22 protein-coding genes are annotated in these 23,109 nt (G+C 44.4%); 4 read left to right on the top strand and 18 right to left on the bottom strand.

Annotated features, from left to right (window positions below; all coding sequences use genetic code 11):
• Positions 1-38: 38 nt before the first annotated feature.
• The 3 genes from glnA to glnG all read left to right on the top strand — a co-directional run bounded on the left by glnA (position 39) and on the right by glnG (position 4,171).
• A complete protein-coding gene (gene glnA / locus AACQ81_RS17940; RefSeq protein ID WP_237385798.1) occupies positions 39-1,448 on the top strand; it encodes a glutamate--ammonia ligase in 1,410 nt (469 codons plus the stop codon).
• 215 nt (positions 1,449-1,663) lie between these two features.
• Positions 1,664-2,713 (top strand): nitrogen regulation protein NR(II), encoded by a 1,050-nt coding sequence (gene glnL / locus AACQ81_RS17935; protein ID WP_237385797.1) that lies wholly within the window; start codon positions 1,664-1,666, stop codon positions 2,711-2,713.
• Between the two features lie 33 nt (positions 2,714-2,746).
• Positions 2,747-4,171 carry a nitrogen regulation protein NR(I) gene (gene glnG / locus AACQ81_RS17930; protein WP_237385796.1) on the top strand — a complete coding sequence of 475 codons (1,425 nt, stop codon included), beginning with the start codon at positions 2,747-2,749 and terminating at the stop codon, positions 4,169-4,171.
• Between the two features lie 63 nt (positions 4,172-4,234).
• Here the strand turns inward: glnG and hemN are convergent, their stop codons facing one another.
• Together hemN and yihI are read right to left on the bottom strand one after the other, a co-directional pair.
• Positions 4,235-5,608: an oxygen-independent coproporphyrinogen III oxidase gene (gene hemN, locus AACQ81_RS17925; RefSeq protein WP_237385795.1), complete on the bottom strand. Its 1,374-nt coding sequence runs from the start codon at positions 5,606-5,608 to the stop codon at positions 4,235-4,237.
• A gap of 203 nt (positions 5,609-5,811) precedes the next feature.
• Positions 5,812-6,336 (bottom strand): Der GTPase-activating protein YihI, encoded by a 525-nt coding sequence (gene yihI / locus AACQ81_RS17920; RefSeq protein WP_237385794.1) that lies wholly within the window; start codon positions 6,334-6,336, stop codon positions 5,812-5,814.
• Between the two features lie 147 nt (positions 6,337-6,483).
• Here yihI and AACQ81_RS17915 point away from each other — a divergent pair, with 147 nt between their 5' ends.
• Positions 6,484-7,959, top strand: a complete 1,476-nt coding sequence (locus tag AACQ81_RS17915) for an ArnT family glycosyltransferase (protein ID WP_237385793.1) — start codon at positions 6,484-6,486, stop codon at positions 7,957-7,959.
• 59 nt (positions 7,960-8,018) lie between these two features.
• On the opposite strand, the gene AACQ81_RS17910 is transcribed toward AACQ81_RS17915, so the two are convergent.
• The 16 genes from AACQ81_RS17910 to greB all read right to left on the bottom strand — a co-directional run bounded on the left by AACQ81_RS17910 (position 8,019) and on the right by greB (position 23,010).
• Complete coding sequence (locus AACQ81_RS17910) at positions 8,019-9,356, bottom strand: NCS2 family permease (RefSeq protein ID WP_237385792.1); 1,338 nt, start codon at positions 9,354-9,356, stop codon at positions 8,019-8,021.
• 162 nt (positions 9,357-9,518) lie between these two features.
• Complete coding sequence (locus AACQ81_RS17905) at positions 9,519-10,724, bottom strand: hypothetical protein (RefSeq protein WP_237385791.1); 1,206 nt, start codon at positions 10,722-10,724, stop codon at positions 9,519-9,521.
• Positions 10,725-10,744: 20 nt separating this feature from the next.
• Positions 10,745-11,434 (bottom strand): hypothetical protein, encoded by a 690-nt coding sequence (locus tag AACQ81_RS17900; protein WP_237385790.1) that lies wholly within the window; start codon positions 11,432-11,434, stop codon positions 10,745-10,747.
• 60 nt (positions 11,435-11,494) lie between these two features.
• The gene (locus AACQ81_RS17895) at positions 11,495-12,499 is read right to left on the bottom strand and encodes a hypothetical protein (protein ID WP_237385789.1); all 1,005 of its coding nucleotides are present in this window, start codon (positions 12,497-12,499) and stop codon (positions 11,495-11,497) included.
• A 25-nt stretch (positions 12,500-12,524) separates the two neighbouring features.
• Complete coding sequence (locus AACQ81_RS17890; RefSeq protein WP_092550405.1) at positions 12,525-13,004, bottom strand: Hcp family type VI secretion system effector; 480 nt, start codon at positions 13,002-13,004, stop codon at positions 12,525-12,527.
• A gap of 250 nt (positions 13,005-13,254) precedes the next feature.
• The gene (locus tag AACQ81_RS17885) at positions 13,255-13,998 is read right to left on the bottom strand and encodes an amino acid ABC transporter permease (protein ID WP_237385788.1); all 744 of its coding nucleotides are present in this window, start codon (positions 13,996-13,998) and stop codon (positions 13,255-13,257) included.
• A 1-nt stretch (position 13,999) separates the two neighbouring features.
• The gene (locus tag AACQ81_RS17880; protein ID WP_237385787.1) at positions 14,000-14,737 is read right to left on the bottom strand and encodes an amino acid ABC transporter permease; all 738 of its coding nucleotides are present in this window, start codon (positions 14,735-14,737) and stop codon (positions 14,000-14,002) included.
• Between the two features lie 136 nt (positions 14,738-14,873).
• Positions 14,874-15,722: an ABC transporter substrate-binding protein gene (locus tag AACQ81_RS17875; RefSeq protein ID WP_237385786.1), complete on the bottom strand. Its 849-nt coding sequence runs from the start codon at positions 15,720-15,722 to the stop codon at positions 14,874-14,876.
• 154 nt (positions 15,723-15,876) lie between these two features.
• Positions 15,877-16,593, bottom strand: a complete 717-nt coding sequence (phoU, locus tag AACQ81_RS17870; protein WP_237385784.1) for a phosphate signaling complex protein PhoU — start codon at positions 16,591-16,593, stop codon at positions 15,877-15,879.
• 18 nt (positions 16,594-16,611) lie between these two features.
• Positions 16,612-17,403, bottom strand: coding sequence for a phosphate ABC transporter ATP-binding protein PstB (pstB, locus tag AACQ81_RS17865; RefSeq protein WP_237385783.1), 792 nt, complete (start codon positions 17,401-17,403; stop codon positions 16,612-16,614).
• 23 nt (positions 17,404-17,426) lie between these two features.
• Entirely contained in the window at positions 17,427-18,350 is a 924-nt protein-coding gene (pstA, locus tag AACQ81_RS17860) for a phosphate ABC transporter permease PstA (RefSeq protein ID WP_443089518.1), read from the bottom strand.
• A gap of 1 nt (position 18,351) precedes the next feature.
• Positions 18,352-19,308, bottom strand: coding sequence for a phosphate ABC transporter permease PstC (gene pstC / locus AACQ81_RS17855; protein WP_237385782.1), 957 nt, complete (start codon positions 19,306-19,308; stop codon positions 18,352-18,354).
• A 94-nt stretch (positions 19,309-19,402) separates the two neighbouring features.
• Positions 19,403-20,443 carry a phosphate ABC transporter substrate-binding protein PstS gene (pstS, locus tag AACQ81_RS17850; protein ID WP_237385781.1) on the bottom strand — a complete coding sequence of 347 codons (1,041 nt, stop codon included), beginning with the start codon at positions 20,441-20,443 and terminating at the stop codon, positions 19,403-19,405.
• Positions 20,444-20,610: 167 nt separating this feature from the next.
• Entirely contained in the window at positions 20,611-21,630 is a 1,020-nt protein-coding gene (locus AACQ81_RS17845; RefSeq protein WP_237385780.1) for an ATP-binding protein, read from the bottom strand.
• On the bottom strand, positions 21,627-22,346 hold the full coding sequence (gene ompR / locus AACQ81_RS17840) for an osmolarity response regulator transcription factor OmpR (protein WP_237385779.1): 720 nt from the start codon (positions 22,344-22,346) through the stop codon (positions 21,627-21,629). The genes AACQ81_RS17845 and ompR overlap by 4 nt, the downstream gene beginning before the upstream one ends.
• Before the next feature lie 181 nt (positions 22,347-22,527).
• Positions 22,528-23,010, bottom strand: coding sequence for a transcription elongation factor GreB (greB, locus tag AACQ81_RS17835; RefSeq protein ID WP_237385778.1), 483 nt, complete (start codon positions 23,008-23,010; stop codon positions 22,528-22,530).
• Positions 23,011-23,109: the final 99 nt, after the last annotated feature.

Here is a 23,109-nt window from a genome sequence, read left to right as displayed (position 1 = left end):
CAGTTTTATCTGGCCGATGTAAACCAGGAGAATTCAGTATGTCCGTTGAACATGTTTTGTCCATAATTGAAGAGCATCAGGTGAAGTTTATTGACTTACGTTTTACTGATACCAAAGGTAAAGAACAACATATCACTATCCCTGCCCATCAAGTTGATGACGATTTCTTCGAAGATGGAAAAATGTTTGACGGTTCATCTATAGGTGGCTGGAAAGGTATCAATGAGTCCGACATGGTGTTAATGCCAGACCCAAGCACTGCAATGATTGATCCTTTCTTTAATGATGCCACGCTCATTATACGTTGCGATATTCTGGAACCGGGCACGATGCAAGGTTATGATCGCGATCCCCGATCCATTGCCAAACGCGCGGAAGATTTCTTGCGTGCGAGCGGCATTGCAGACACCGTTTTATTTGGACCAGAACCCGAATTTTTCCTGTTCGATGATATCCGTTTCGGGAGTTCCATCTCTGGCTCTTACTACCATATTGATGATACTGAGGCAGCATGGAACAGCGGCACACGTTATGAAAGCGGTAACAAAGGCCATCGTCCCGGCATCAAAGGCGGCTATTTCCCTGTTCCGCCAGTAGATTCCTCTCAAGACCTACGTTCAGCCATGTGTCTGACAATGGAAAAAATGGGTTTGGTGGTTGAAGCACACCATCATGAAGTTGCAACAGCCGGACAAAACGAAGTTGCCACCCGTTTTAATACCATGACAAAAAAAGCAGATGAAACCCAAATTTATAAGTATGTGGTTCATAATGTTGCCCATAAATATGGTAAGACTGCCACATTTATGCCAAAACCATTAGTCGGTGATAACGGTTCTGGGATGCACTGCCATATGTCACTATCCAAAGATGGCACTAACCTGTTTGCAGGTGATAAATACGGTGGTCTGTCTGAGATGGCGCTGTACTATATCGGCGGTATTATCAAACATGCCCGTGCATTGAATGCCTTCACGAATCCAACCACTAACTCTTACAAACGCCTGGTACCCGGCTTTGAAGCTCCGGTTATGCTGGCTTATTCTGCCCGTAACCGCTCTGCTTCTATCCGTATTCCGGTTGTAGCCAGCACTAAAGCCCGCCGTATTGAAGTGCGTTTCCCTGATCCGGCAGCGAATCCTTACCTGGCTTTTTCCGCCCTGCTGATGGCTGGCCTTGATGGCATCATCAATAAAATCCATCCGGGTGATGCAATGGATAAAAACTTGTATGACCTGCCTGCGGAAGAAGCACAAGAGATCCCAACTGTGGCTTCTTCTTTAGAAGAGGCTTTGGCTGCATTGGATGCAGATCGCGAATTCCTGACACGCAGTGGTGTTTTCACCGATGATGGAATTGATGCTTATATCAATTTATTACAAGGTGAAGTTGAACGTGTCCGTATGGCTCCACATCCTCTGGAGTTTGAACTGTATTACAGTGTGTAATGCTGAATATTGTACTTGATGATATTACTGTGATTCATTTTTTGTTGCCGTGAAACTTTGACCCATCTTCGGATGGGTTCTTTTCCGGTGCATATAAGCAGGTTCACATTGTACGTAATGACTCTTATTCCGAAGGAGTCAAAATACATTCTTAACAGAAAGCCCATTGAGTTGCTTAGATAGGCTACAATGCACCAAAAAAGTGCAGAGATTGAATGACAATGGTTGATTTGCCCGATGCAGAACAGATTCTCGACTCACAGATAAACAGTGTCTTAGTGCTGGATAATGATTTGATTATCCGTTATGCCAATCATTCTGCAATGCAACTTCTGGCACAAAGTTCACGTAAGTTATTCGGCACACCCCTTCCAATTCTGTTTAGCTATATCTCATTGGATACAGAATTGATGCGTTCTAGTTTGATAAGCGGCCATGGCTTTACCGATAACGAAGTCATATTGGTGATTAATAATCACTCTCACGTGATGTCGCTCAGTGCCCAGCCAATTTCCGAACAGTTTATTCTGCTGGAACTAGCACCTATGGATAGCCAGCGACGTTTAAGCCAAGAGCAGATTCAACAAGCACAGCAGGCAGCTGCGCGGGAATTGGTTCGGGGGCTGGCACATGAAATCAAAAATCCCCTTGGCGGGTTACGAGGAGCCGCACAACTGCTCGCCAAGGCACTGCCAGAACCATATTTGCGGGAATATACTCAAGTGATCATTGAACAGGCTGACAGACTACGTGTTCTTGTTGATCGGTTGCTGGGACCACAGCATCCCGGAACCCAAACCCGACAGAGCATCCATCATGTGGTCGAGCGTGTTTATCAATTAGTTTCATTGGAAATGCCTGCCAATGTCACGCTGATCAAAGATTATGATCCCAGCCTGCCTGAGTTAGCCCACTACCCTGACCAAATTGAGCAGGTATTACTGAATATTACTCGCAATGCCCTGCAAGCTCTGGGCGAAAAAGACGGTACGATTACTCTGAGGACAAGAACAGCATTTCAGGTTACCTTACAAAGTGAGCGTTACCGTCTGGCGGCCAGAATTGATGTTGAAGACAATGGGCCTGGCATCCCACCCAATATTCAGGACACACTTTTTTACCCTATGGTCAGTGGGCATGAAAGTGGAACTGGACTTGGGTTATCCATCACACGTAATCTTATTACTCAGCATGCCGGAAAAATCGAATTCACCAGTTGGCCGGGGCATACGGAATTTTCCATTTACCTGCCTATCAAGAAATAACTGATCAAACTGATCAAGAAGTAGAGGGCGACAATGCAACGAGGAAAAGTCTGGGTCGTTGATGATGACAGCTCTATCCGTTGGGTACTTGAACGGGCACTGAGTGGCGCAGGAATGGAATGCGCCTGTTTTGAAGACGCTGATACTGTACTGGCTGCACTGTCACAGGGCAGCCCTGAAGTTCTGCTTTCAGATATCCGTATGCCCGGGCTGGATGGGCTGAGCCTACTCAATCAGATCAAACAGAGTCATCCACAACTTCCGGTCATCATTATGACCGCTCATTCTGATTTAGATGCCGCCGTTAGTGCTTATCAACACGGTGCATACGATTATCTGCCAAAACCCTTCGATATTGATGAAACCGTTGCACTGGTTGAGCGGGCACTGAGCCACTATCGCGAACAGCATCAATCTTCCTCCCATCCGCAAGTGGCTGGATCTGTTTCGGACATGATCGGTGAAGCGCCAGCCATGCAGGACGTATACCGGATTATCGGTCGCCTCTCCCGTTCTTCTATCAGCGTATTGATCAATGGGGAGTCTGGCACGGGAAAAGAACTGGTTGCTCATGCTCTTCACCGCCATAGCCCACGCGCTTGTGCACCGTTTATTGCCTTGAATATGGCAGCAATTCCAAAAGATTTGATTGAATCTGAGCTGTTTGGTCATGAGAAAGGGGCTTTTACGGGAGCAAACCAGGTTCGTCAAGGGCGTTTTGAACAAGCCAATGGCGGCTCGCTGTTTTTGGATGAAATTGGCGATATGCCGCTGGATATCCAGACTCGTTTACTGCGGGTGCTGGCGGAGGGGCAATTCTATCGAGTTGGGGGCTATGCTCCGGTGAAGGTGGATGTTCGTATCATTGCCGCCACTCACCAGAATCTTGAACAACGGGTTGCAGAAGGAAAATTCCGGGAAGATCTCTACCATCGCCTGAATGTCATTCGTGTTCAGCTACCCCCATTGCGGGACAGAGTGGAAGATATTCCTCGTCTGACGCATCATTTTCTGCAACAAACAGCCAAAGAGTTAGGCGTTGAAGCCAAAGTACTGCATCCCGCGACTGAAATCGCTTTGATGAACCTCCCATGGTCAGGAAATGTCCGTCAATTGGAAAACGTCTGCCGTTGGCTGACAGTGATGGCTGCCAGCAAGGAAATACTGGTACAAGATCTTCCCTCGGACCTGATAGGCAATCAATCAACTGAGCAAGCAGAAAGCCCACCTCTTTCACACTCAGTTTCCTCTGAAAGCTGGTCTCAACTGTTGGCTGAATGGGCAAAACATGCCTTAAAAGAGGGAAAAGCAGATCTTCTCTCCGATGCGTTGCCATTACTGGAGCGGACACTGCTTAATTGTGCACTGGAATATACCAATGGCCATAAACAGGAAGCCGCCCGCTTATTGGGCTGGGGTAGAAATACGATAACGCGGAAATTGAAAGAATTGGAATAGACAGTTGGAATAGATAGTAAGACAAGAAAGCTCACACTACGAGCTTTCTCACTTCTGACTGACTTATATTACCCGCGAAAACTGTCTCTGACGCACCTGATTACGCAGATAGCTATCAAAACACATACAAATATTACGGATCAGAAGACGCCCTTTTGGTAATACCTGAATCTGTGATTCTGTCACTTCAACCAGCCCATCTCCGGCCAGCGGTGCCAGTAATTGCAAATCTTCGGCGAAATAATCAGCGAAGTTCAGCCCATAATGCTGCTCAATGTCCGCAAAATTCAACCGGAAGTTACAGATCAAATCCTTGATCACATCACGACGGATACAATCATCCTGCGTTAGTGCCAAACCACGCCATAATGCATGGCCTTGCTCTTCCACTGCTGAATAGTAGGCTTTCAGATCTTTCTGGTTTTGTACATAACTGTCCCCCAGCATACTGATGGCTGAGACTCCCATTCCCAGTAAATCGCACTCACCTTGTGTCGTGTATCCCTGAAAATTGCGATGCAAAATGCCTTCGCGCTGAGCAACCGCCAGTTCATCATCAGGACGGGCAAAGTGATCCATACCAATAAACTGATAGCCATTGCCTGTCAGAGTCGCAATGGTTTCCTGCAAGATATCCAGTTTCTGCATTGCACCCGGTAGATCCTGCTCCTTGATTTTACGCTGCGCGGCAAACAGACTTGGCAAATGTGCATAGTTAAATACACTCAGGCGATCGGGCGACAACGCCAGCACTCGCTGCAATGTAAAGGCGAAACTCTCAGGTGTCTGCTTTGGCAGGCCATAAATCAAATCAATGCTGGTGGATGTAAAACCGGTTTCACGGGCACGATTGATCAGCTCAAAAATAAACGCTTCGTCCTGCTCACGATTTACCAAACGCTGCACGTCTTTATTGAAATCCTGCACCCCCATACTGAGGCGGTTAAAACCTTCATGGCGCAGGTGATCAACAACATCAAGTTCAATTTCACGCGGATCAATTTCAATGGAAAGCTCGGCATCGGGCAAAAAATAGAAGTGGCTGCGCAGTATCGACATTAACCGACTAATCTGCGCCTTATCCAAATATGTCGGTGTTCCTCCGCCCCAGTGCATCTGGCTGATTTTCCGTTGGGAGAACAATTTAGCCCGGGACGCAATCTCTTGTTCCAGCACATTTAGATATTCATCCGCCTTGTGTTTTTGACGAGTAACCAGCTTGTTGCAGCCACAGAAATAGCACAGCTTATGGCAAAACGGGATGTGGATATAAAGAGAAAGCGGGCGATCAGGATAACGGGCAGCAGCCTGCGCAAAAGCAACGCTATCATATTGCGGGTTAAACTCCAATGCTGTTGGATATGAAGTATAACGAGGCCCTGAATAGTTGTATTTCTGGATCAAAGGCAGATCCCAAACAATGGCTTGCTCTGGCATGCTTATTCCTTCCGCTGTTTACGCCCATCAAAACGCAACTTTTTCATCGAGTTGAAATGTCGTGTCATGATGATACTGCGCAACCGACGTTTACGTTGCGATAGCCACCATAGTTTACCTAATAACCATAATAAATAACATACAAATACTATGGTTATTAGGATGAACCCACCTTTTACAATCACAATTCATTGAAGCAGGAATTATTTACCCTTCAACAACTGCATGATATCTTCCTGCCGTTCCTCTTCTTCGCTGTCATCATCTTCTGGATTGATACCCAACTCTTCCATCAGAACGTCAATCCGGTCGAGTGTATTATCAACATAGGCGTTGTCTTCCTCAGACAGTTTTTCGCCCTGCTCAAGACGCTCTAACAAGCCATCCAGACGCTCGTCATTTTCCAGCATTGCCAGTTCTTCCTGCGGGGACAAACGAGGCTCTGGTTTCTCCTCAACAGGCTTAGTGACTGGTTTCACCTGCGTTTCTTTTTCGCCAATGACCAGAGGAACCGGAACTTTACTGCCAATACGCGGATCTTTTTCCTGATTGCTTGCTGAACGTTTTTTATCTCTGCCATCACCGTTACTACGGCTGCCTGTCTGGTTACCACGGCGTTTTTTCTGGCGTTTGCGTTCGCGCCCTTCTGCATCCAGCTCTGCGCGACTTTTTCTTTTTTGCTTACCAGCGGAAGGCTTCGCTGGTGTTTTTTTCTTTAACGGGCTCATAGCTTGTGACTCAACTCGCTTTTATCAAGATATTTTCGGCGGAATCTAACAGAAACCACCTATAACATCCAATGTCATTCACTTATAGCTTAAAGTTCGGCTAATATTCTAATTAACTTTAACTCAAATAATTGATCATTAACCACCATGCGTTTTTTTGATACTTCTTCTTACCGCATGCCATTGTATCTTTGGGTCACTGGTTATGCTGTGTTATGGATAATAGCAAGCTACTTTCTCGATCCCACCGTTCCTTATGATGCCGTAGAAGCCTTGAACTGGGGCACCAATGGCGAGTGGGGTTCCCCAAAAAACCCGTGGTTAGTCGGTGCTATAATGCTCCCTGCTATCCATATCAGCAATATATCGCTCAGCTTTTATTGGTATTTTGTCCACTTTGTTGCCATTGCCATCGGGATGCTTGGTGTCTGGCAGCTGGCTTTCCGACTGACAGATAAAATCATTCTGGCATGGCTTGCCATGTTAACGCTGAATCTGTCCGGTATCATCAACTTTGATATCATTCCTTATAACGATAATTACCTTTTGGTCATGCTATGGCCGTGGTCGCTGCTGCTTTTCCTGCGCGCCATTGATGATCATCCCAAATGGTGGCTGGCTTTCGCACTCACAACCGGGCTGGCAACAATGGCGAAGTACTCTTCCCTTGCCATTATCGGTTCTGTCTTTTTGATCTCCCTGTTCGTGCCAAAAGTGCGGCGCAATTATCGGCAGCCCCTGTTTTATCTCGCCATTATCCTGTGGCTCGCACTGGTTTTACCGAATCTCTGGTGGCTGGTGAATAACGACTTTGCCGCGTTCAAGTGGGTCGATTCCCAAATTAAGGCAGGATTCAATCTGCATACCACCCGTGCAATGCTTTCTGTGTTTTACCCGCTGATTATTGTCAGTGTGATTACTTATATGCTGGGTGGTCGGATTGGCTGGCCTAAGAAACAATCCAACAAGCTGGTCAATATCATTATCCTGCTGCCTCTCCTGATTATTTACGGCTGGTTCTCTTTCAATCAGGGCGGGCGCATGACTGAGTGGGTGCAGCCTTTTATGATCGTTGCGCCAGCTTTGTTGGTCGGGTCAATAACGGTATATCCTCATAAATCTCTGCAAGGCACATTACGGGGACTGACCGTGTTCGGCATATTGGTGTTGATTGGCTATTCCAGCGTAATGGTGGCAAATATCCGTGGAGCCGGTCAGAAATTTGTCGGGATAAAAGACTTTACCCGTCAGCTTGATCAGCGCTGGAGTGAACAGCATTCAACACCTTTGTATTACGTGGGTGGGGAATATTTACATGAATGGATGACGTTCTACAGCCACTATCGCCCGGAAACAATACAACTCTGGAAATTAAATGGTGGCCCGCCACCGAATATCTACAATCGCCATATCAAAGAAAAAAATATTGTGGAACATGGCGCATTACTGGTGGGAGAGCGGGGGAAAACCTGCGCGGAGGAAAATTTCGGGCATACACTCAAGGAATGGCCGGCATTAATAATCAGTCATAAGGAAGAGTTTTCTTTTCAGCCCCAGCCAAACTCTGAAGTAGAACCAGTTTGTATTAGTTTTGTGGCACCTGAAAATATTCAGTCACATTAACCAAAAAAAGCCTGACATGGAAATATACTGTCAGGCTTTTATCACCATTTTAAGGGTGCTCAGCGGGCATCCACAAACACCATTTTCAATACAAACAACAATGTCACCACGATCACACAGGAACCGATTTCACGCCATTTTCCGGTTCCCAGTTTCATAGCGCAGTAGGCGATAAAACCCAGTGCAATCCCTTCTGTGATGGAAAAACTAAATGGCATCATGACTGCGGTAATAAATGCGGGAACAGATTCAGTCAGATCGTCCCATTTCACCCGTGTCAGGCTGGATGTCATCAAAACACCGACATAAACCAGCGCTCCTGCTGTGGCGTAAGCAGGAACCATACTCGCCAGCGGAGAGATAAATATCACCAACAGGAACAAGATACCCACCACAATCGCCATCAATCCAGTACGACCGCCTACAGAAACACCGGAAGAGCTTTCAACATAGGCAGTAACGGAAGAAGTCCCGACGTAAGAGCCTGCTACCGAGCTGATACTATCCACATATAATGCTTGTTTCATGCGCGGAAATTTACCATTGCTGTCAGCAAGCCCTGCTTTATCTGTCACACCAATCAAGGTGCCGGAAGAGTCAAACAAGTTCACCAGCATGAATGAGAAGATAACGCCTGCCAAAGTGATATCCAGCGCACCTTTCACATCAACGTTACCCACCACACTCATCACACTGGGCGGCAGATCAAAAATACCGTGATACTCCACATATCCCATCATGAAGCCGATAGCGGTCGTCACGATGATGGAGATCAACACTGCCGCATGAAAATTGCGTGCCGCTAAAATGGCAATGATAAAAAAGCCCAATATGCCCAACAGAACATTATGGGAAGCAAAATTGCCAATTGAGACGATCGTGTCGGGATTTGGCACGATAATACCGGCATTTTTCAGCCCCATCATGGCAATAAACAGGCCGATACCGCTGGTAATTCCCACCCGCAGGCTTAATGGAATATTGGCTATCATCCAATAGCGGATTTTAAAGACAGTTAAGATCAATAATCCCACTGCCCCCCAAAAAATAGCTCCCATCGCGACTTGCCATGAAATACCCATTGCACCAACGACGACAAAAGCGAAAAACGCATTCAGTCCCATCGCAGGAGCAACGGCTACAGGCAAGTTTGCCATTAATCCCATCATGATACTGCCTGCCGCAGCAATTAAGCAGGTAGTGACAAACACAGCCTTAATATCCATTCCTGCCACCGCCAATATCTGCGGGTTAACAAAGACAATATAAACCATGGTCAGAAAAGTTGTCAGCCCCGCAATTATTTCGGTACGAACTGTCGTTCCATGTTCCTCTAATTTAAACATGCGCTGAAGCAAGCCCTGACGGTTTGCAGAACCAGAAGTTATTGTGCTCATGTAATGTTGTTTCCCAAAAAAAGAATTTTTCGATTTATCCTACAGGAAACCCATACAAATCGTTACTCTGAAAATGTAAAAAAAGAAAACGTTTGCGTTGATGACAATCAATGAGTTAAATAACACCATGATTCTTTAGGAAATTCATTCTATGGCGATATTTTATTCGTTATTCTGTCTGATTATCTTATGCCAAGCTAAGAAAGAGTGTAATTCTCTGAGGTAGCGGCTGTAATATTCCGTATTTAAGATAAAGAATATCAGTAGGAAATCGAAAGCAATAATGCCCAAAGAGATATTGCTGTAATTCAACACACCAGCAACAAATTTTAATCCCACCAATAGAGCAAAAATAACGATAAAAAGATAACGGGCTAAAGCTAGCATCTTAAATCCTGATGTTACTCCCCGATATGTCAGCAAGATGGGTAAAGGAGCAAAAACAATGGCAACTGCGACGGCAGAAAATAAGATGGGCAGATCTTCCCTGTTATCAAAATAAGAAAACAACATAAATGTCGCCATCACATACACTTTTAACAATAAAATCGTCACCAATGATGTCATCAACACCGCTTTTTTCGGAACACTAAATTCCAACAGATGTTGATATTTATTTAATCTTCTTTCTGACAGTAAAGCAGGATCATTACTTTCCACTCTCTGATTAAGTTCACTACTTTCCTTTAACGTCTTATTGAGATTTATATTGAGTATACAATATCGCCAAAACCTCTTGAACACATTGGCATTAGGGGAATTAATATGACTTTCATCGGTATCATCTTCAGTTATTTTATCTACGCTTTTTCTCAGCAGATGGTTCGTTGTTTTAAACCACAATATTTCTGTCATGGCTTGAGAAAAAGCAGCACTGTTAATGATCACCCGATTCGAGAAGAAATTAAAAAAAACGATAATCAATAAATACCATTCGTGGTGCATATAATAGACAAAGTAATCAAGCAAAAGAATGCTCAAGGCAAATACAATACTCAATGTATTCATAGCGTTGAGGGTTTTTAAAGCGGAGATATTACCTCTATAAGCATAAAGTGCCAGCAAAGAAACCACCGAAATAATAAACATATTGGCAGAGCGAATAAATCCTGCTTGATCAGAAGAAAAATAAAAATCATAAAGAACAATCACTAATATTATATAAGAAACAAATGTCAGTATAGGAAACAAAGCCAATAATATACTCTCTTCTGAAGATCTATTTATAGATGCTTTTTCTTTAAGTCTAATGAAATCATCCGCTTGGGTAAGTGAACAATCATCACTTTTTATTCTTTTCTCTATATTTTTATACAGATTAAAAATATGCTTGAATTGGTTGTTAGTTAATATTTCTATTATATTCATATTAGCATTCCTGTTTGACCCTATTTTTCCACCGATTGATTTTCTCTTTTTTGATCCCTTATTTTTTTACGTTTTGCCAATTTCAACGCTCTTGAATATTCTCTTAATTGTTTTTTATTAAGCCCTTGTATTTTATTCATCTCTTTTCTATCAATAATAATTGCTATTCTATAGCGCATGTTAGCTAATATAAAATCAGTATAATAACGACTGTTCAATGTTATTTTTATCACAAAACAACATACTGCTATAAAGATAAAATAAATAGAGGAAACGTTAGATGTCTTATTAGAGAATATAATAAACAAACTAGAAAAAAATACAATATAATTTAAATAATTACGTATAACCGAACCATAATAATAACCTTTTAAAGTAAATCCGACATGTAAAAATGAAACACAAGCAGCAATAACTAAAGTTAACATGAAAAAAGTAGCCATTATTTCATGACTAGGATTTTTTATAAGTAATACAGGCAGGGCTGCTGCCACACCAGAGAAGAAAAACAGATAAACCATAGCAATAATAGATATCAAAAGCCTTATCTTATACTGACCCGAAGAACAAAAGTATTTCTTATAGTCTCTAACATCCAGTATAATATTTTCTAATGCTGGATCATTATTTCTTATCATATTTTCTAACTCTTTCCCTTTATAAAAGAGTTCTCTTAAACCTGCATCAAAAATAAATTCTTTTATTTTCATATAATTTTCTAAACGCCCAAAATATTTATACAACAAACCCGATTAACCATAAGGTTAAGCTCAATAAATTATTGATTCTTCATAAGCAATAGAATAGATAGTACCAATAATATAATTTCCTGATTTTAATATATTATCTGGATTTCGGATTGAGCCTGTCATACCACTTCCTACAAATCCACTACCTGCTATAAGTGAGTCTTTAAGATGCTTTCGTAACGTTTTTTGTATCTCTTCTGTAGGGTAACGTTTGATATATTTCCCTTGCTCTATAGCTCTTTTTATTACTTGGTTAGATATTCCTGGATTGTTATGTCGCATAATTTCTTCAGTTAAGCGTTTTCTTTCATGTCTTGGCATACTTTTCAGCCACTCTGATGCCTTACGAGGAGAAGTGGCCTTCATTATCTTATAGGTTTGATAAGCTTCCTTTAATGCCGCAGATCCAGATGCAAGAGAGGTTATATCCAAAATTGTAGTCGTTGTAACATACCAATTCTGTGAATCTAACCACGCAATATGTTCTACTCCTTCATTTCCATTAGCAGTAAGCTGATAAACTCTGTATCCTCCATTTATGCATTGAACAGCCGTCGCAGTAAATCCGCTATAAGCTAAAATCACACCAGCCGTACTACCACCTCCAGTAAATGGTATCGCCGCACCTGATCCTAGTCCACCCAATACACTTAATACAGCCCCACCACACGAAAGTGCCGTAGAACCAATTTCCAACATCAAACTGGGTTCTGAAACCGTTTTTTTCAGCTCAACTTCTGGAGCTACACCTGAATCGAGATTAAATATAATAATATGCGTTAATTCAGAAGAAACTTGACTGCCGCGTCTTTTCGATGGTCTGACCAAATAGCGCTTATACAAACCATCTGAATAGATAATTCCGGCACCATAAAAATCACGGTGGCAATCCAATGCATCAGCTATCGCCTTAAAATCTATATCAGCAGCACCACGAGTCCCCAGAAGATTTGAATACTGTAAACTCGGCAGCTTACTTTCATTAAATTCATTCCTTAATTGTGACGTAAGACTTTCAAATCGCATTTTAATCACCACTCGTGATTGTTAATTAATAAACTGTTTCTTCCCAAGCACAATATCCAGATGTGCCTGCTGCATGATGCTGACAAACAATATCTTTATATTTTACTGAAACAACTTCTTCTGGTTGCTGATCATTATGATTAATCGAGTGCGGGTACTGAACATTCAAACTTATTAACTTTGCATTACGCAAATTAACCGAATAATAACGTTCCTGACCACCTGCTTGTGATGTTCGATAAAAGTCAAACATCAGGTCAAGCTCCTCATTATTTGAAATTGCCATCATTAATAACGGAGATGATTTATCCAGAGGCTTTATAAATTTAACCGGTTGATGGGCCACATTCTGTGAACGAGAAATGCCATGATTGAATTGTAATACAAAAAGTTGATCTTCATGGCCTAACTGAAATTTATTACCAATAGAATCCAGTGTCGAGCATCCTTGAGAAATCAATCCCTGGAGTTTTCCTTTAACCGTTACATAAATCGAATTTGCCATATTATATTAATCCTTGAATATTATTATCTTGTGGTTACTTCGTTATGATAGCATAAAATTCAACCACAAAATATAAACCAAATCTTAAAAACCAGACCAGCAACATAAATAAAAATATTTCTCTTCAATAAGAAAAATATCAGTCTAGCAAAAGGAATAAAATTAGAGTTTTTTCGATTAATCTAAAAAAATTCCCTGCTACAGGACAGGGAATGAATACAACTGCAAAAATATCTTTCAACTTAAGATATTAATTCTGTGGAACCACCTTGATTGTTTTTTTACGCCAAAATCCGAAAAGTGCTGTTTTTTCACGTTTCACGGAGAAGTGACGTGCAATGTAATTGGCAATTAACTCCAGTGATAAGCACATGACAAAATAAACCAACGCAACGAACAAAAAGACTTCCATCGGATAAACCATGCTGCGGTTATTCACTTGAGTCGCCAAAAATGATAATTCCGCTACGCCAACAATATAGGCCAGCGAAGTATCTTTAATTAACGCAATCCATTGGTTGATGAATGAAGGCATCATCATGCGCAATGCCTGCGGTAAAACGATATACCACAATACTTCCCACCGGTTGAATCCCAGTGATAATCCCGCTCGCCATTGGCCTTCGCCAATCGCCAAGATTCCCGCTTTAACGCCATGAGCCAGATAAGCCGAGGTAATCAGTGCCAGTGCGCAAACGACAGTCGTGATTTCAGGAATCTCCATGCCCAATACCACAGGCAACAGGAAATATGTCCAGAAAATCAGCATGATGACCGGAATAGCCCGGAAGAAACCCAGCATGGCTGCCAGCAGGTTGACCCAAAATCCGTGCAGCATCGCCAGTGCAACACCAGCCACAATCCCCAGTACAACAGAGATCCCTCCGGCCATGATACTGATTGACAGCGTTAAAGCCGCACCTTCCAATGGCCCATCAGGAAAGGTTCCCAACAGCAAATAGCGCCAGTTTTCTGCAATAACAGTAAAATCCATATCAGTATCCCCTCGCTAATGTTCTCTGCTGGTGCCACTGTCCCCAGCCTTCCATCACGGCGATAATGGCGATATAAAGCACGGTCGCAACACCAAAGGCCTCAAAGGTCTGCAAGGATTGGGTTTCTACCTGACGGGAAGCATAGGAGAGTTCAGCAACACCAATTGCCATCGTTAATGAAGAGTTTTTGACAATATTCATGTACTGCCCCAACAATGGCGGCATGGCTATTTTCAGTGCCTGTGGCAGCACAACATGGCGCATAGCCTGCCAGCCCCTTAAGCCTAGCGCATGGGCTGCGTATTTCTGCCCCCGTCCGACCCCCTGAATGCCCGCTCGTAACTCTTCCGCCACAAAAGGTGCGGAATAGAGCGTTAAACCGATAAAGCCCGCCAAAAACTCGAAGGATGGCCATTCCAGTGTCAGGCCACACATTGTTGCTTTATGAGGCGTATTCAGCCATATCATCGCATCTTGCGGCAAAATCTGACCGGATGCGAAGTACCAGAAAAATAGCTGTACCAACAAGGGAGTATTGCGAAATACCGTTGTGTAAGCCGTGACCAGCCAGCGCAATGGCTTAATCTGGCTATCCCGCGCGGCAGCAATCAAGAAACCCAGTAAGGAGGAGGAAACAATGGCACAGGCAGAAAGCCACAGGGTGACCAAAAAACCCTGCCAGAGCCATTGCAGATATTCAGGAGCCAGTAAGTGCTCAGTCATAAACTGTTCAAACATATCATTCACCGCATAAACAAACAGCAAAGCCCCGCAGTGACGGGGCTGGTTTCAGGCACTATTTCTATATACCCAAAGGATTTTATATACCCAATGGATTTCGGGTTGCAGCTTGCAAGACAAAAGGTATAAAGGATTACGGTTTTGCCTGACTCTCTAATGGAGCGAATTTAAAGTCGCCACGCGGCTGGGATGATTTAGTTTCCGGGCCAAACCAGCGGTTGTAAATTTTCTCCGCTTCGCCCTCTTTCTCCAGTTTCAATAACGTCTGGTTAACCGCACCAATCAGGCGCCCTTCTCCTTTGCTGGCCGCTACTGACTGATATTCGCGGGTAATGCTGAAAGGTGAAATTTCAAAGTCGGCTTTCTGGGCTTCAGGAACATTCGCCAGCAAGCCAACCAGCTTTGCATCATCCTGCGTGATCGCTTGAACATTGCCGTTTCTCAGGGCAGCGAATGCCAGTGGTGTATCGTCATAAGAGATAACTTTTGCCGTTGGGTAACGCTCACGTAGCGTGATTTCCTGTACTGTTCCCTTATCTGCCCCGATACGCAATTTGGCGATATCGTCAGGGTTGGTCAGAACGCCTTTGCGGGCAATAAATTTCTGGCCGGTGGCAAAGTAAGGAATGGAGAAATCAACTTGTTTTGCGCGTTCGTCAGTAATCGTGAAATTAGCAGCAATCAGATCAATTTTCTTGGACGAGAGCAGAGGAATACGGTTTGCCGGATTGGTCGGGCGCAATTCCAGCTTCACGCCCAAATCACTGGCAATCGCATTAGCGATATCCACATCATAGCCTGCCAGCTTTTTCGTTTGAGGGTCGATAAAACCAAATGGTGGGTTACTGTCAAATACCGCAATGCGTACCTTGCCGGCTTTTTTAATGTCATCAAGTTTATCTGCCTTTGCTACACCAGAAACCAGTGCCAAACTGGTCAACAGTACAGTAATCGCTACGCGAGATTTATTGCGAATTTTCATTGAACACCCCTGTTGGTTATTAATTTTTATATGACCAACAAAAGCTATCAATTTCGATATAGCACCTGAAATCATATAAAATGATATATTTATTCCTTTATGGAATATAAAAAGAAACGCCGGAGGAAAATTTCAGCGTTTCAAATGGTTAAAGTTACTCTTTTTGGGTTAATAGTTTTTCCAGTTTATCTCCACCCACGTGACGGAAATCCTGTCCTTTAACGTAATAGAAGATAAATTCACAAATATTCTGGCAACGATCACCAATGCGCTCAATGGATCGGGCGCAGAAAAGTGCGGTCATTACATTCGGAATGGTTCTGGGATCTTCCATCATGTAAGTCATTAGCTGCCGGACAATGCCTTCGTATTCCTGATCAACTTTTTTATCTTCATGATAAATACGAACCGCTTCTTCCAGATCCATACGGGCAAACGCATCCAAAACATCATGTAACATTTGGATAGTATGGTTGCCCAACGATTCAAGGCTGACCAGCAGGGATTGCTGCTGATGTGAAAACTTTTCAAGGGCGGTCTGGCAGATTTTATTGGCTACATCGCCAATGCGTTCCAGTTCAGCAATGGTCTTTGAGATCACCATGATTAGACGCAGGTCGCTGGCGGTCGGTTGCCGCTTTGCAATGATGCGGACGCAGGCTTCGTCAATAGACACTTCCATCATGTTGACTTTCTGGTCATCTTCAATCACTTGCTGTGCCAGCGTTTCGTCCTGATTGTGCATTGCCAGAATGGCTTTTCTGAGCTGTTCTTCCACCAGCCCGCCCATTGTCATCAATTCCGTGCGTATATGCTCCAGTTCAGCGTTAAACTGACCGGAAATGTGTTTGCTGAGATTCAGATTATCCATAGTGTGCTATACCCCGTATCAACCGTAACGACCCGTAATGTAATCTTCGGTCTGTTTCATCTTCGGTGTGGTGAACAACCTGTCGGTGTTACTGAATTCAATCAGTTCACCGAGGTACATAAATGCCGTGTAATCAGAACAGCGGGCCGCCTGCTGCATATTGTGGGTAACAATCACAACGGTATATTCCGATTTCAGTTCACTGATCAACTCTTCTATACGACCGGTAGAAATTGGGTCAAGTGCCGAACAAGGCTCATCCAGCAACAAGACTTCAGGGCGGATCGCGATCCCGCGGGCTATGCACAGGCGCTGTTGCTGACCACCGGAAAGACTATATCCACTCTGGTGCAGTTTATCTTTGGTCTCATTCCACAATGCTGCCTTTGTCAGTGCCCACTGGACACGTTCATCCATCTCAGCCCTTGGCAACTTTTCAAATAAGCGCACGCCGAAAGCAATGTTGTCATAAATGGACATCGGAAATGGCGTCGGTTTCTGGAATACCATCCCGACCTTAGCGCGCAACAAGGCAATATCCTGCTTATCCATCAGAATATCGGTGCCATCCAGAATGATTTCACCTTCTGCTCTCTGTTCACCGTACAGTTCATACATTTTGTTGAACGTGCGCAACAATGTGGATTTGCCACATCCTGACGGCCCGATAAATGCCGTTACTTTGTTCTGCGCGATATCCAGCGTGATGTTTTTCAGCGCGTGAAATTTGCCGTAATAGAAGTTCAGATCACGTACCTGAATTTTGCTCCCTGCGATTTCGCTTACCGGAATGTCATTAGCCTTATTCATCAGAGTTCTCTTTACCTATAACTTTACCTATAGAAACGTTCGTGCTTCTTCTTCGCAAACAGCACACGCGCCACAATATTAATCAGCAGTACGCACAGAGTAATCAGCAATACGCCCGCCCATGCCAGTTGCTGCCACTCAGAGAAGGGACTCATGGCAAACTTGAAGATAGTGACAGGCAGGTTCGCAATCGGCTGGCTGAGATCTGTGCTCCAGAATTGGTTGGAAAGTGACGTGAACAGCAATGGTGCCGTTTCACCGGCAATACGGGCAATTGCCAGCAATACACCGGTAATAATACCGGATATCGACGCTTTTAATGTAATGGCAGAGATCATTTTCCATTTTGGTGTCCCCAGCGCATAAGCCGCTTCACGCAGGTTATCGGGTACCAGTTTCAGCATATTTTCTGTCGTGCGGATAACGATCGGAACCTGCAACAACGCCAGTGCGATAACACCCGCCCAACCGGAGAAATGTTGAACTTTCATCACGACAACCGTGTAGACAAACAACCCGACCACAATTGATGGCGCAGAAAGCAGGATATCATTAATAAAGCGGATAATTTCTGCCAGCCACGAACGACGACCATATTCTGCCAGATAGATCCCCGCCATAATGCCCAATGGTGTGCCGAAAACGGTCGCCCAGAAGATCAGCAGCCCACTGCCGACGATGGCATTTGCCAGCCCGCCACCCGCAGTATTGGGAGGCGGTGTCATTTCGGTGAACAACGCCAGCGACATGCCATCAATGCCTTTGGTGACGGTGGAAATTAAGATCCAGCTCAGCCAGAACAGACCAAATGCCATGGTTGCCATGGATAACATCAACGCAATGCGGTTTTTCTGGCGGCGCCATGACTGCATACGACGACGGCTGTTCATATCAACTTCATTGAGTGTGCCAACGATATGCGGCTGTTGGTTCTGGATGGTTGTCATCTCAGCGTCCCTCATTTTTTGCCAGACGCATCATCATCAATTTTGACAATGCCAACACAATAAAAGTGATCACAAACAGGATCAGCCCCAGCTCCATCAATGCCGCGGTATGCAGGCCGGATTCAGCCTCGGCAAATTCGTTCGCCAACGCAGAAGTAATGCTGTTTCCGGGCATGTACAGAGATAAACTGTCAAGCTGGTAGGTATTACCGATGATAAAGGTCACGGCCATTGTTTCTCCCAAGGCACGGCCAAGCCCCAGCATCACGCCGCCAATCACACCATTTTTGGTGTAAGGCAGAACGATATGCCAAATCACTTCCCATGTTGTACAACCTATTCCATAAGCGGATTCTTTCATCATGACCGGCGTTTGCTCAAACACATCACGCATGACAGAAGCGATATAGGGAATAATCATGATGGCAAGAATGATACCCGCTGCCAGAATGCCGATACCAAAGGCGGGACCGGAAAACAGTTCGCCCACAATAGGGATACTCGATAGCACATCACCCACGGGTTGCTGGAAATAAGTGGCAAACAGCGGGGCAAAGACAAACAATCCCCACATGCCATAAACGATACTCGGGATAGCCGCCAACAGTTCAATGGCTATGCCCAGCGGACGCTTCAGCCAATTCGGTGCCAGCTCCGTCAAAAACAATGCGATGCCAAAGCTCACCGGAACCGCAATAATCAAGGCAATCAATGAGGTCATCAATGTGCCATAAATCGGAACCAGTGCACCAAACACGCCTGCTGGCGCATCCCAGTCTTTGCTCCACAAAAAGGCAACGCCGAATGTCTGTATACTTGGCCAAGAAGCAATAATCAATGAAATGATAATGCCCCCCAGAAGGAATAAAGTCAGCAGCGCTGCCAGTCTAACCAGAGCGCTGAAAATAATATCGCCATTTTTACTTGGTGCTTTCAGTGCCGTTTTACGTTCGGCCATACGCTTGATTCTCATTTTGGGTTATTTTCCCCCTCTAAGGGGGGAACATTTAGCAATTGCCTATTCTCAACGGTGGTAAGATTAAAAAAACCTATCAATACAGCGGGTTGCCACTGCTATCTTTGATGTTGCTCTTCCATGCTGCCCGTACCTGAGTGATCACTTCTTTTGGCAGAGCGACATAATCCAGATCTTTCGCCTGATCTTTGCCTTTGTCATACACCCAATCGAAGAATTTGAGGGATTCTGCACCCTTTGAGGCATTTGCCTGTTGCTTGTGAATGAGAACGAATGTGGTAGAAGTTATTGGCCACGCGTCAGCGCCTTGCTGATTTGTCAGATCCTGCGCAAAACTGCGGCTCCAGTCTGCGCCTTTGGCTGCGGCACTGAAACTCTCTGCCGTAGGTGCCACTGCTGCGCCATCTGCTGCGACTAATTTGGTGTAAGCAAGGTTATTTTGTTTCGCATAAGCGTATTCAACGTAACCGATAGAACCCGGCAGACGTTGCACAAAGGCAGCGATGCCATCATTGCCTTTGCCGCCCAGGCCGGTCGGCCATTTGACGGTAGTCCCTGCCCCGACTTTTTCTTTCCAGCCACTGTTAACTTTGGACAAATAGCGAGTAAAAACGTAGGTGGTCCCTGAACCATCCGCACGACGCACTACCGCGATGTTCTGATCCGGCAGTTTGAGATCTGGATTCAGTTTTGCAATAGCAGGATCATTCCATTTCTTGATATTGCCCAGATAAATATCGCCGAGAGTTGTGCCATCCAGAACCAATTGACCAGATTTAATGCCTGAAATATTCACCGCCAGCACAATACCACCGATTACTGTTGGAAACTGAAACAGGCCATCAGCCGCCAATTTTTCATCAGAAAGCGGGGCATCGGATGCACCAAAATCAACAGTATTCGCAATAATCTGCTTTACGCCGCCAGAAGAACCAATGCCTTGGTAATTGATTTTGCTACCTGTTTCTTTTTGATAAGAATCCGCCCACTTGGTATATATCGGTGCGGGAAATGTCGCACCTGCCCCCGTCAAGCTGGTAGCAGCAAATGAAGACAGAGATGTCACAGCAAATACAGTTGCCATGATGCTTGCCACGGTGGTACGCATTGATTTCATACTCCCTCCTGCTGGGATACACATCATTAATTAAAAACGGATGTTAAAGATCGTCAACAATCTGGTTTTTCAGTTTAAAAATGAAACAGGAGGAAAAATAGGTGAATTCAATGACAGTAAAATGTATTAATTATGACATTTTTATGACAGCGCGTTTCTGGGGAAATCTATTTTGCATTCAATGGGAGATAGGCGCGAATGGATAATCCCCCTTTGTCACTTTCTCCCACGTCTATATATCCCTCGTGACTATCAATAATGCGACGGATGATCGATAGTCCCAAACCCACGCCACGGTTATTGCTGCTCCTTTGTCCCTGCATAAAAGGCTGGAACAAAATAACCATGTCTTCTTTTGCCATGCCGCAACCGTTGTCTTCGACCTGAAACCAACCACATTCTTCCGTCGTTCCACTGCTGATTCGAATCCATCCGTTGCCATAACGCTGGGCATTAGTGAACATATTGGCGATGACGCGCTTAATGGAAAGTGGGTTGGCTAAAATGAGAATCGGACGCTCAGACAGGCAATTTTCAATATTCACTTTACAGTGTGGATCTGCCCCAATGACCGTTTCCGGTTCAATAACGGCTTCAATCAGCTCATTCAATTCACAGCATGTCATCGGCATATTCTGCCCTGCCCGCTGATAATCGATAAACTGATCAATGATGGTATTACACTCTTCGATGTCCCGATGGATGGACTCTGTGAGAAACTCTTCCGTTCCTTCCATCATCTCCACTGCCAACCGAATACGGGTAAGTGGAGTGCGTAAATCATGGCTCACTCCGGCCATCAGAAATGCCCGATCGCTTTCCTGTAATTTCAACCTATCCGACATCTGGTTAAAAGTGCTAACCAACGAGCGTATTGCGGATGATCCCGTTTCAGGCAATGATGTGACCTTTCTTCCCTCACCCATATCTATGGCCGCTTTTTGCATGGCTTTCAGTGACTGTTTCTGGATATGGATATATCGCCAGAATGCTGCGGACAACAAAGACACCGTCATAAAAACACTGATAAAGATATAAGGGAATACGGTGCAGAATGAAAGTTTTTCTACCCTCACCAGCAACTGGACGATGAGAGAACTCATCAGCAAACTGCCCAGTAACATCGCCAGCACCAGATACCAAGTGCGATGAAACAAAGTACGCAATGAAAGCCATAGCCTTCTCATACTTTGTTTCCATCAGGAACAAAAACGTACCCTAATCCCCAAACTGTCTGAATATAGCGGGGATGGGCAGGATCTTCTTCAATCAGACGACGCAGACGGGAAACCTGTACATCAATGGAACGCTCCATCGCACCATACTCCCGCCCACGGGCCAGATTCATCAATTTATCCCGTGACAGTGGCTCACGTGGATGAGAAACCAAAACCTTCAGTACGGAAAACTCACCGCTGGTTAAAGACAATTGTTCATCTTGATGAAACATTTCACGTGTTCCGAGATCCAGTTTAAATTTTCCAAACTTGACCACCGCATCATCCGCTGTCGGCGCGCCCGGCAACTCATTAGTCTGACGACGCAGGACAGCACGCATACGTGCCAGCAATTCACGCGGGTTGAATGGCTTGGGCAGATAATCATCAGCCCCAATCTCAAGGCCAACAATCCGATCAACCTCTTCCCCTTTCGCGGATATCATGATGATCGGGATAGCGTTATTTTGACTTCTCAATCTTCGGCAGATAGACAAACCATCCTCACCCGGTAGCATTAAATCCAGAATAATCAATTGAATAGACTCTCTGGTCAATAAACGATTCATCTGCTCTGCATTCGCTGCACTACGGACTTGAAATCCCTGCTCAGATAAATAACGCTCCAGCAACGCCCTCAAGCGCATATCATCATCAACAACAAGGATCTTATAACTCTCTTGCATGTTTCAGCTCCCAAGATGCTCCATGCCTGCAATATCCATGGTTCTTACAGAAAACCCATATTCACCCGTATTCAATAGAGATAATCGAAGGTATTTTAAAGCCATTAGCGGGATTGGCAATAATTGCTTATGTTTTGGTTTTCTATCCTTGCCCTCCTGTTTATGACTCAATCATCCCGATTTATGCCAGAAGCTGGTAGTCAATTTGTAGTATCCAGTATGTTGCCATGCCACCGGGAGTCATCACTGTGACTTCATCGTCAACCTGTTTGCCGAGTAATCCCCTTGCCACGGGAGAATCAATGGAGATCCACTTCTTGGCAGGATCGAATTCATCCGAGCCTACCAGACGAAATATATGCTGTTCACCATCTTCGTTTTCAACTTTAACCCAAGCCCCAAAAAAGACTTTTCCTTCTTGCCGTGGATCAGGATCGACAATGTGCAATATATCCAATCGTTTGGACAAAAATCGCACACGACGGTCAATTTCCCTTAATCTTTTTTTCCCATAAATATATTCTGCATTTTCCGAACGATCACCCAATGCGGCGGCATCCGAAACAGCCTGAGTGACTTGAGGACGTTCAATTTTCCAAAGATATTTCAGTTCCTGATCAAGCGCATGCCAACCTTCTCGTGTAATGTAGTTACTCTTGGCCATGAAAAAACTCACTTGAGAAAAGATGATTAATGGCGGTGTACTATATCTCAACCCGTAAGATATTCGATGAATTCTGTCGCAACAGAATCGAAAAATCGC

Source organism: Xenorhabdus sp. Sc-CR9, assembly GCF_963897815.1.
Classification (GTDB): Bacteria; Pseudomonadota; Gammaproteobacteria; order Enterobacterales; family Enterobacteriaceae; genus Xenorhabdus.
The sequence above is the reverse complement of the archived record's forward strand: the minus strand, read 5'-3'. Positions and strand labels throughout refer to the sequence as shown.

Bases quoted from the DNA above. Each gene is read 5' to 3' on its own strand.
- glnA (WP_237385798.1), top strand. From the start codon at position 39: ATGTCCGTTGAACATGTTTTGTCCATAATTGAAGAGCATCAGGTGAAG.
- glnL (WP_237385797.1), top strand. From the start codon at position 1,664: ATGACAATGGTTGATTTGCCCGATGCAGAACAGATTCTCGACTCACAG.
- glnG (WP_237385796.1), top strand. From the start codon at position 2,747: ATGCAACGAGGAAAAGTCTGGGTCGTTGATGATGACAGCTCTATCCGT.
- hemN (WP_237385795.1), bottom strand. From the start codon at position 5,608: ATGCCAGAGCAAGCCATTGTTTGGGATCTGCCTTTGATCCAGAAATAC.
- yihI (WP_237385794.1), bottom strand. From the start codon at position 6,336: ATGAGCCCGTTAAAGAAAAAAACACCAGCGAAGCCTTCCGCTGGTAAG.
- AACQ81_RS17915 (WP_237385793.1), top strand. From the start codon at position 6,484: ATGCGTTTTTTTGATACTTCTTCTTACCGCATGCCATTGTATCTTTGG.
- AACQ81_RS17910 (WP_237385792.1), bottom strand. From the start codon at position 9,356: ATGAGCACAATAACTTCTGGTTCTGCAAACCGTCAGGGCTTGCTTCAG.
- AACQ81_RS17905 (WP_237385791.1), bottom strand. From the start codon at position 10,724: ATGAATATAATAGAAATATTAACTAACAACCAATTCAAGCATATTTTT.
- AACQ81_RS17900 (WP_237385790.1), bottom strand. From the start codon at position 11,434: ATGAAAATAAAAGAATTTATTTTTGATGCAGGTTTAAGAGAACTCTTT.
- AACQ81_RS17895 (WP_237385789.1), bottom strand. From the start codon at position 12,499: ATGCGATTTGAAAGTCTTACGTCACAATTAAGGAATGAATTTAATGAA.
- AACQ81_RS17890 (WP_092550405.1), bottom strand. From the start codon at position 13,004: ATGGCAAATTCGATTTATGTAACGGTTAAAGGAAAACTCCAGGGATTG.
- AACQ81_RS17885 (WP_237385788.1), bottom strand. From the start codon at position 13,998: ATGGATTTTACTGTTATTGCAGAAAACTGGCGCTATTTGCTGTTGGGA.
- AACQ81_RS17880 (WP_237385787.1), bottom strand. From the start codon at position 14,737: ATGTTTGAACAGTTTATGACTGAGCACTTACTGGCTCCTGAATATCTG.
- AACQ81_RS17875 (WP_237385786.1), bottom strand. From the start codon at position 15,722: ATGAAAATTCGCAATAAATCTCGCGTAGCGATTACTGTACTGTTGACC.
- phoU (WP_237385784.1), bottom strand. From the start codon at position 16,593: ATGGATAATCTGAATCTCAGCAAACACATTTCCGGTCAGTTTAACGCT.
- pstB (WP_237385783.1), bottom strand. From the start codon at position 17,403: ATGAATAAGGCTAATGACATTCCGGTAAGCGAAATCGCAGGGAGCAAA.
- pstA (WP_443089518.1), bottom strand. From the start codon at position 18,350: ATGACAACCATCCAGAACCAACAGCCGCATATCGTTGGCACACTCAAT.
- pstC (WP_237385782.1), bottom strand. From the start codon at position 19,308: ATGGCCGAACGTAAAACGGCACTGAAAGCACCAAGTAAAAATGGCGAT.
- pstS (WP_237385781.1), bottom strand. From the start codon at position 20,443: ATGAAATCAATGCGTACCACCGTGGCAAGCATCATGGCAACTGTATTT.
- AACQ81_RS17845 (WP_237385780.1), bottom strand. From the start codon at position 21,630: ATGAGAAGGCTATGGCTTTCATTGCGTACTTTGTTTCATCGCACTTGG.
- ompR (WP_237385779.1), bottom strand. From the start codon at position 22,346: ATGCAAGAGAGTTATAAGATCCTTGTTGTTGATGATGATATGCGCTTG.
- greB (WP_237385778.1), bottom strand. From the start codon at position 23,010: ATGGCCAAGAGTAACTACATTACACGAGAAGGTTGGCATGCGCTTGAT.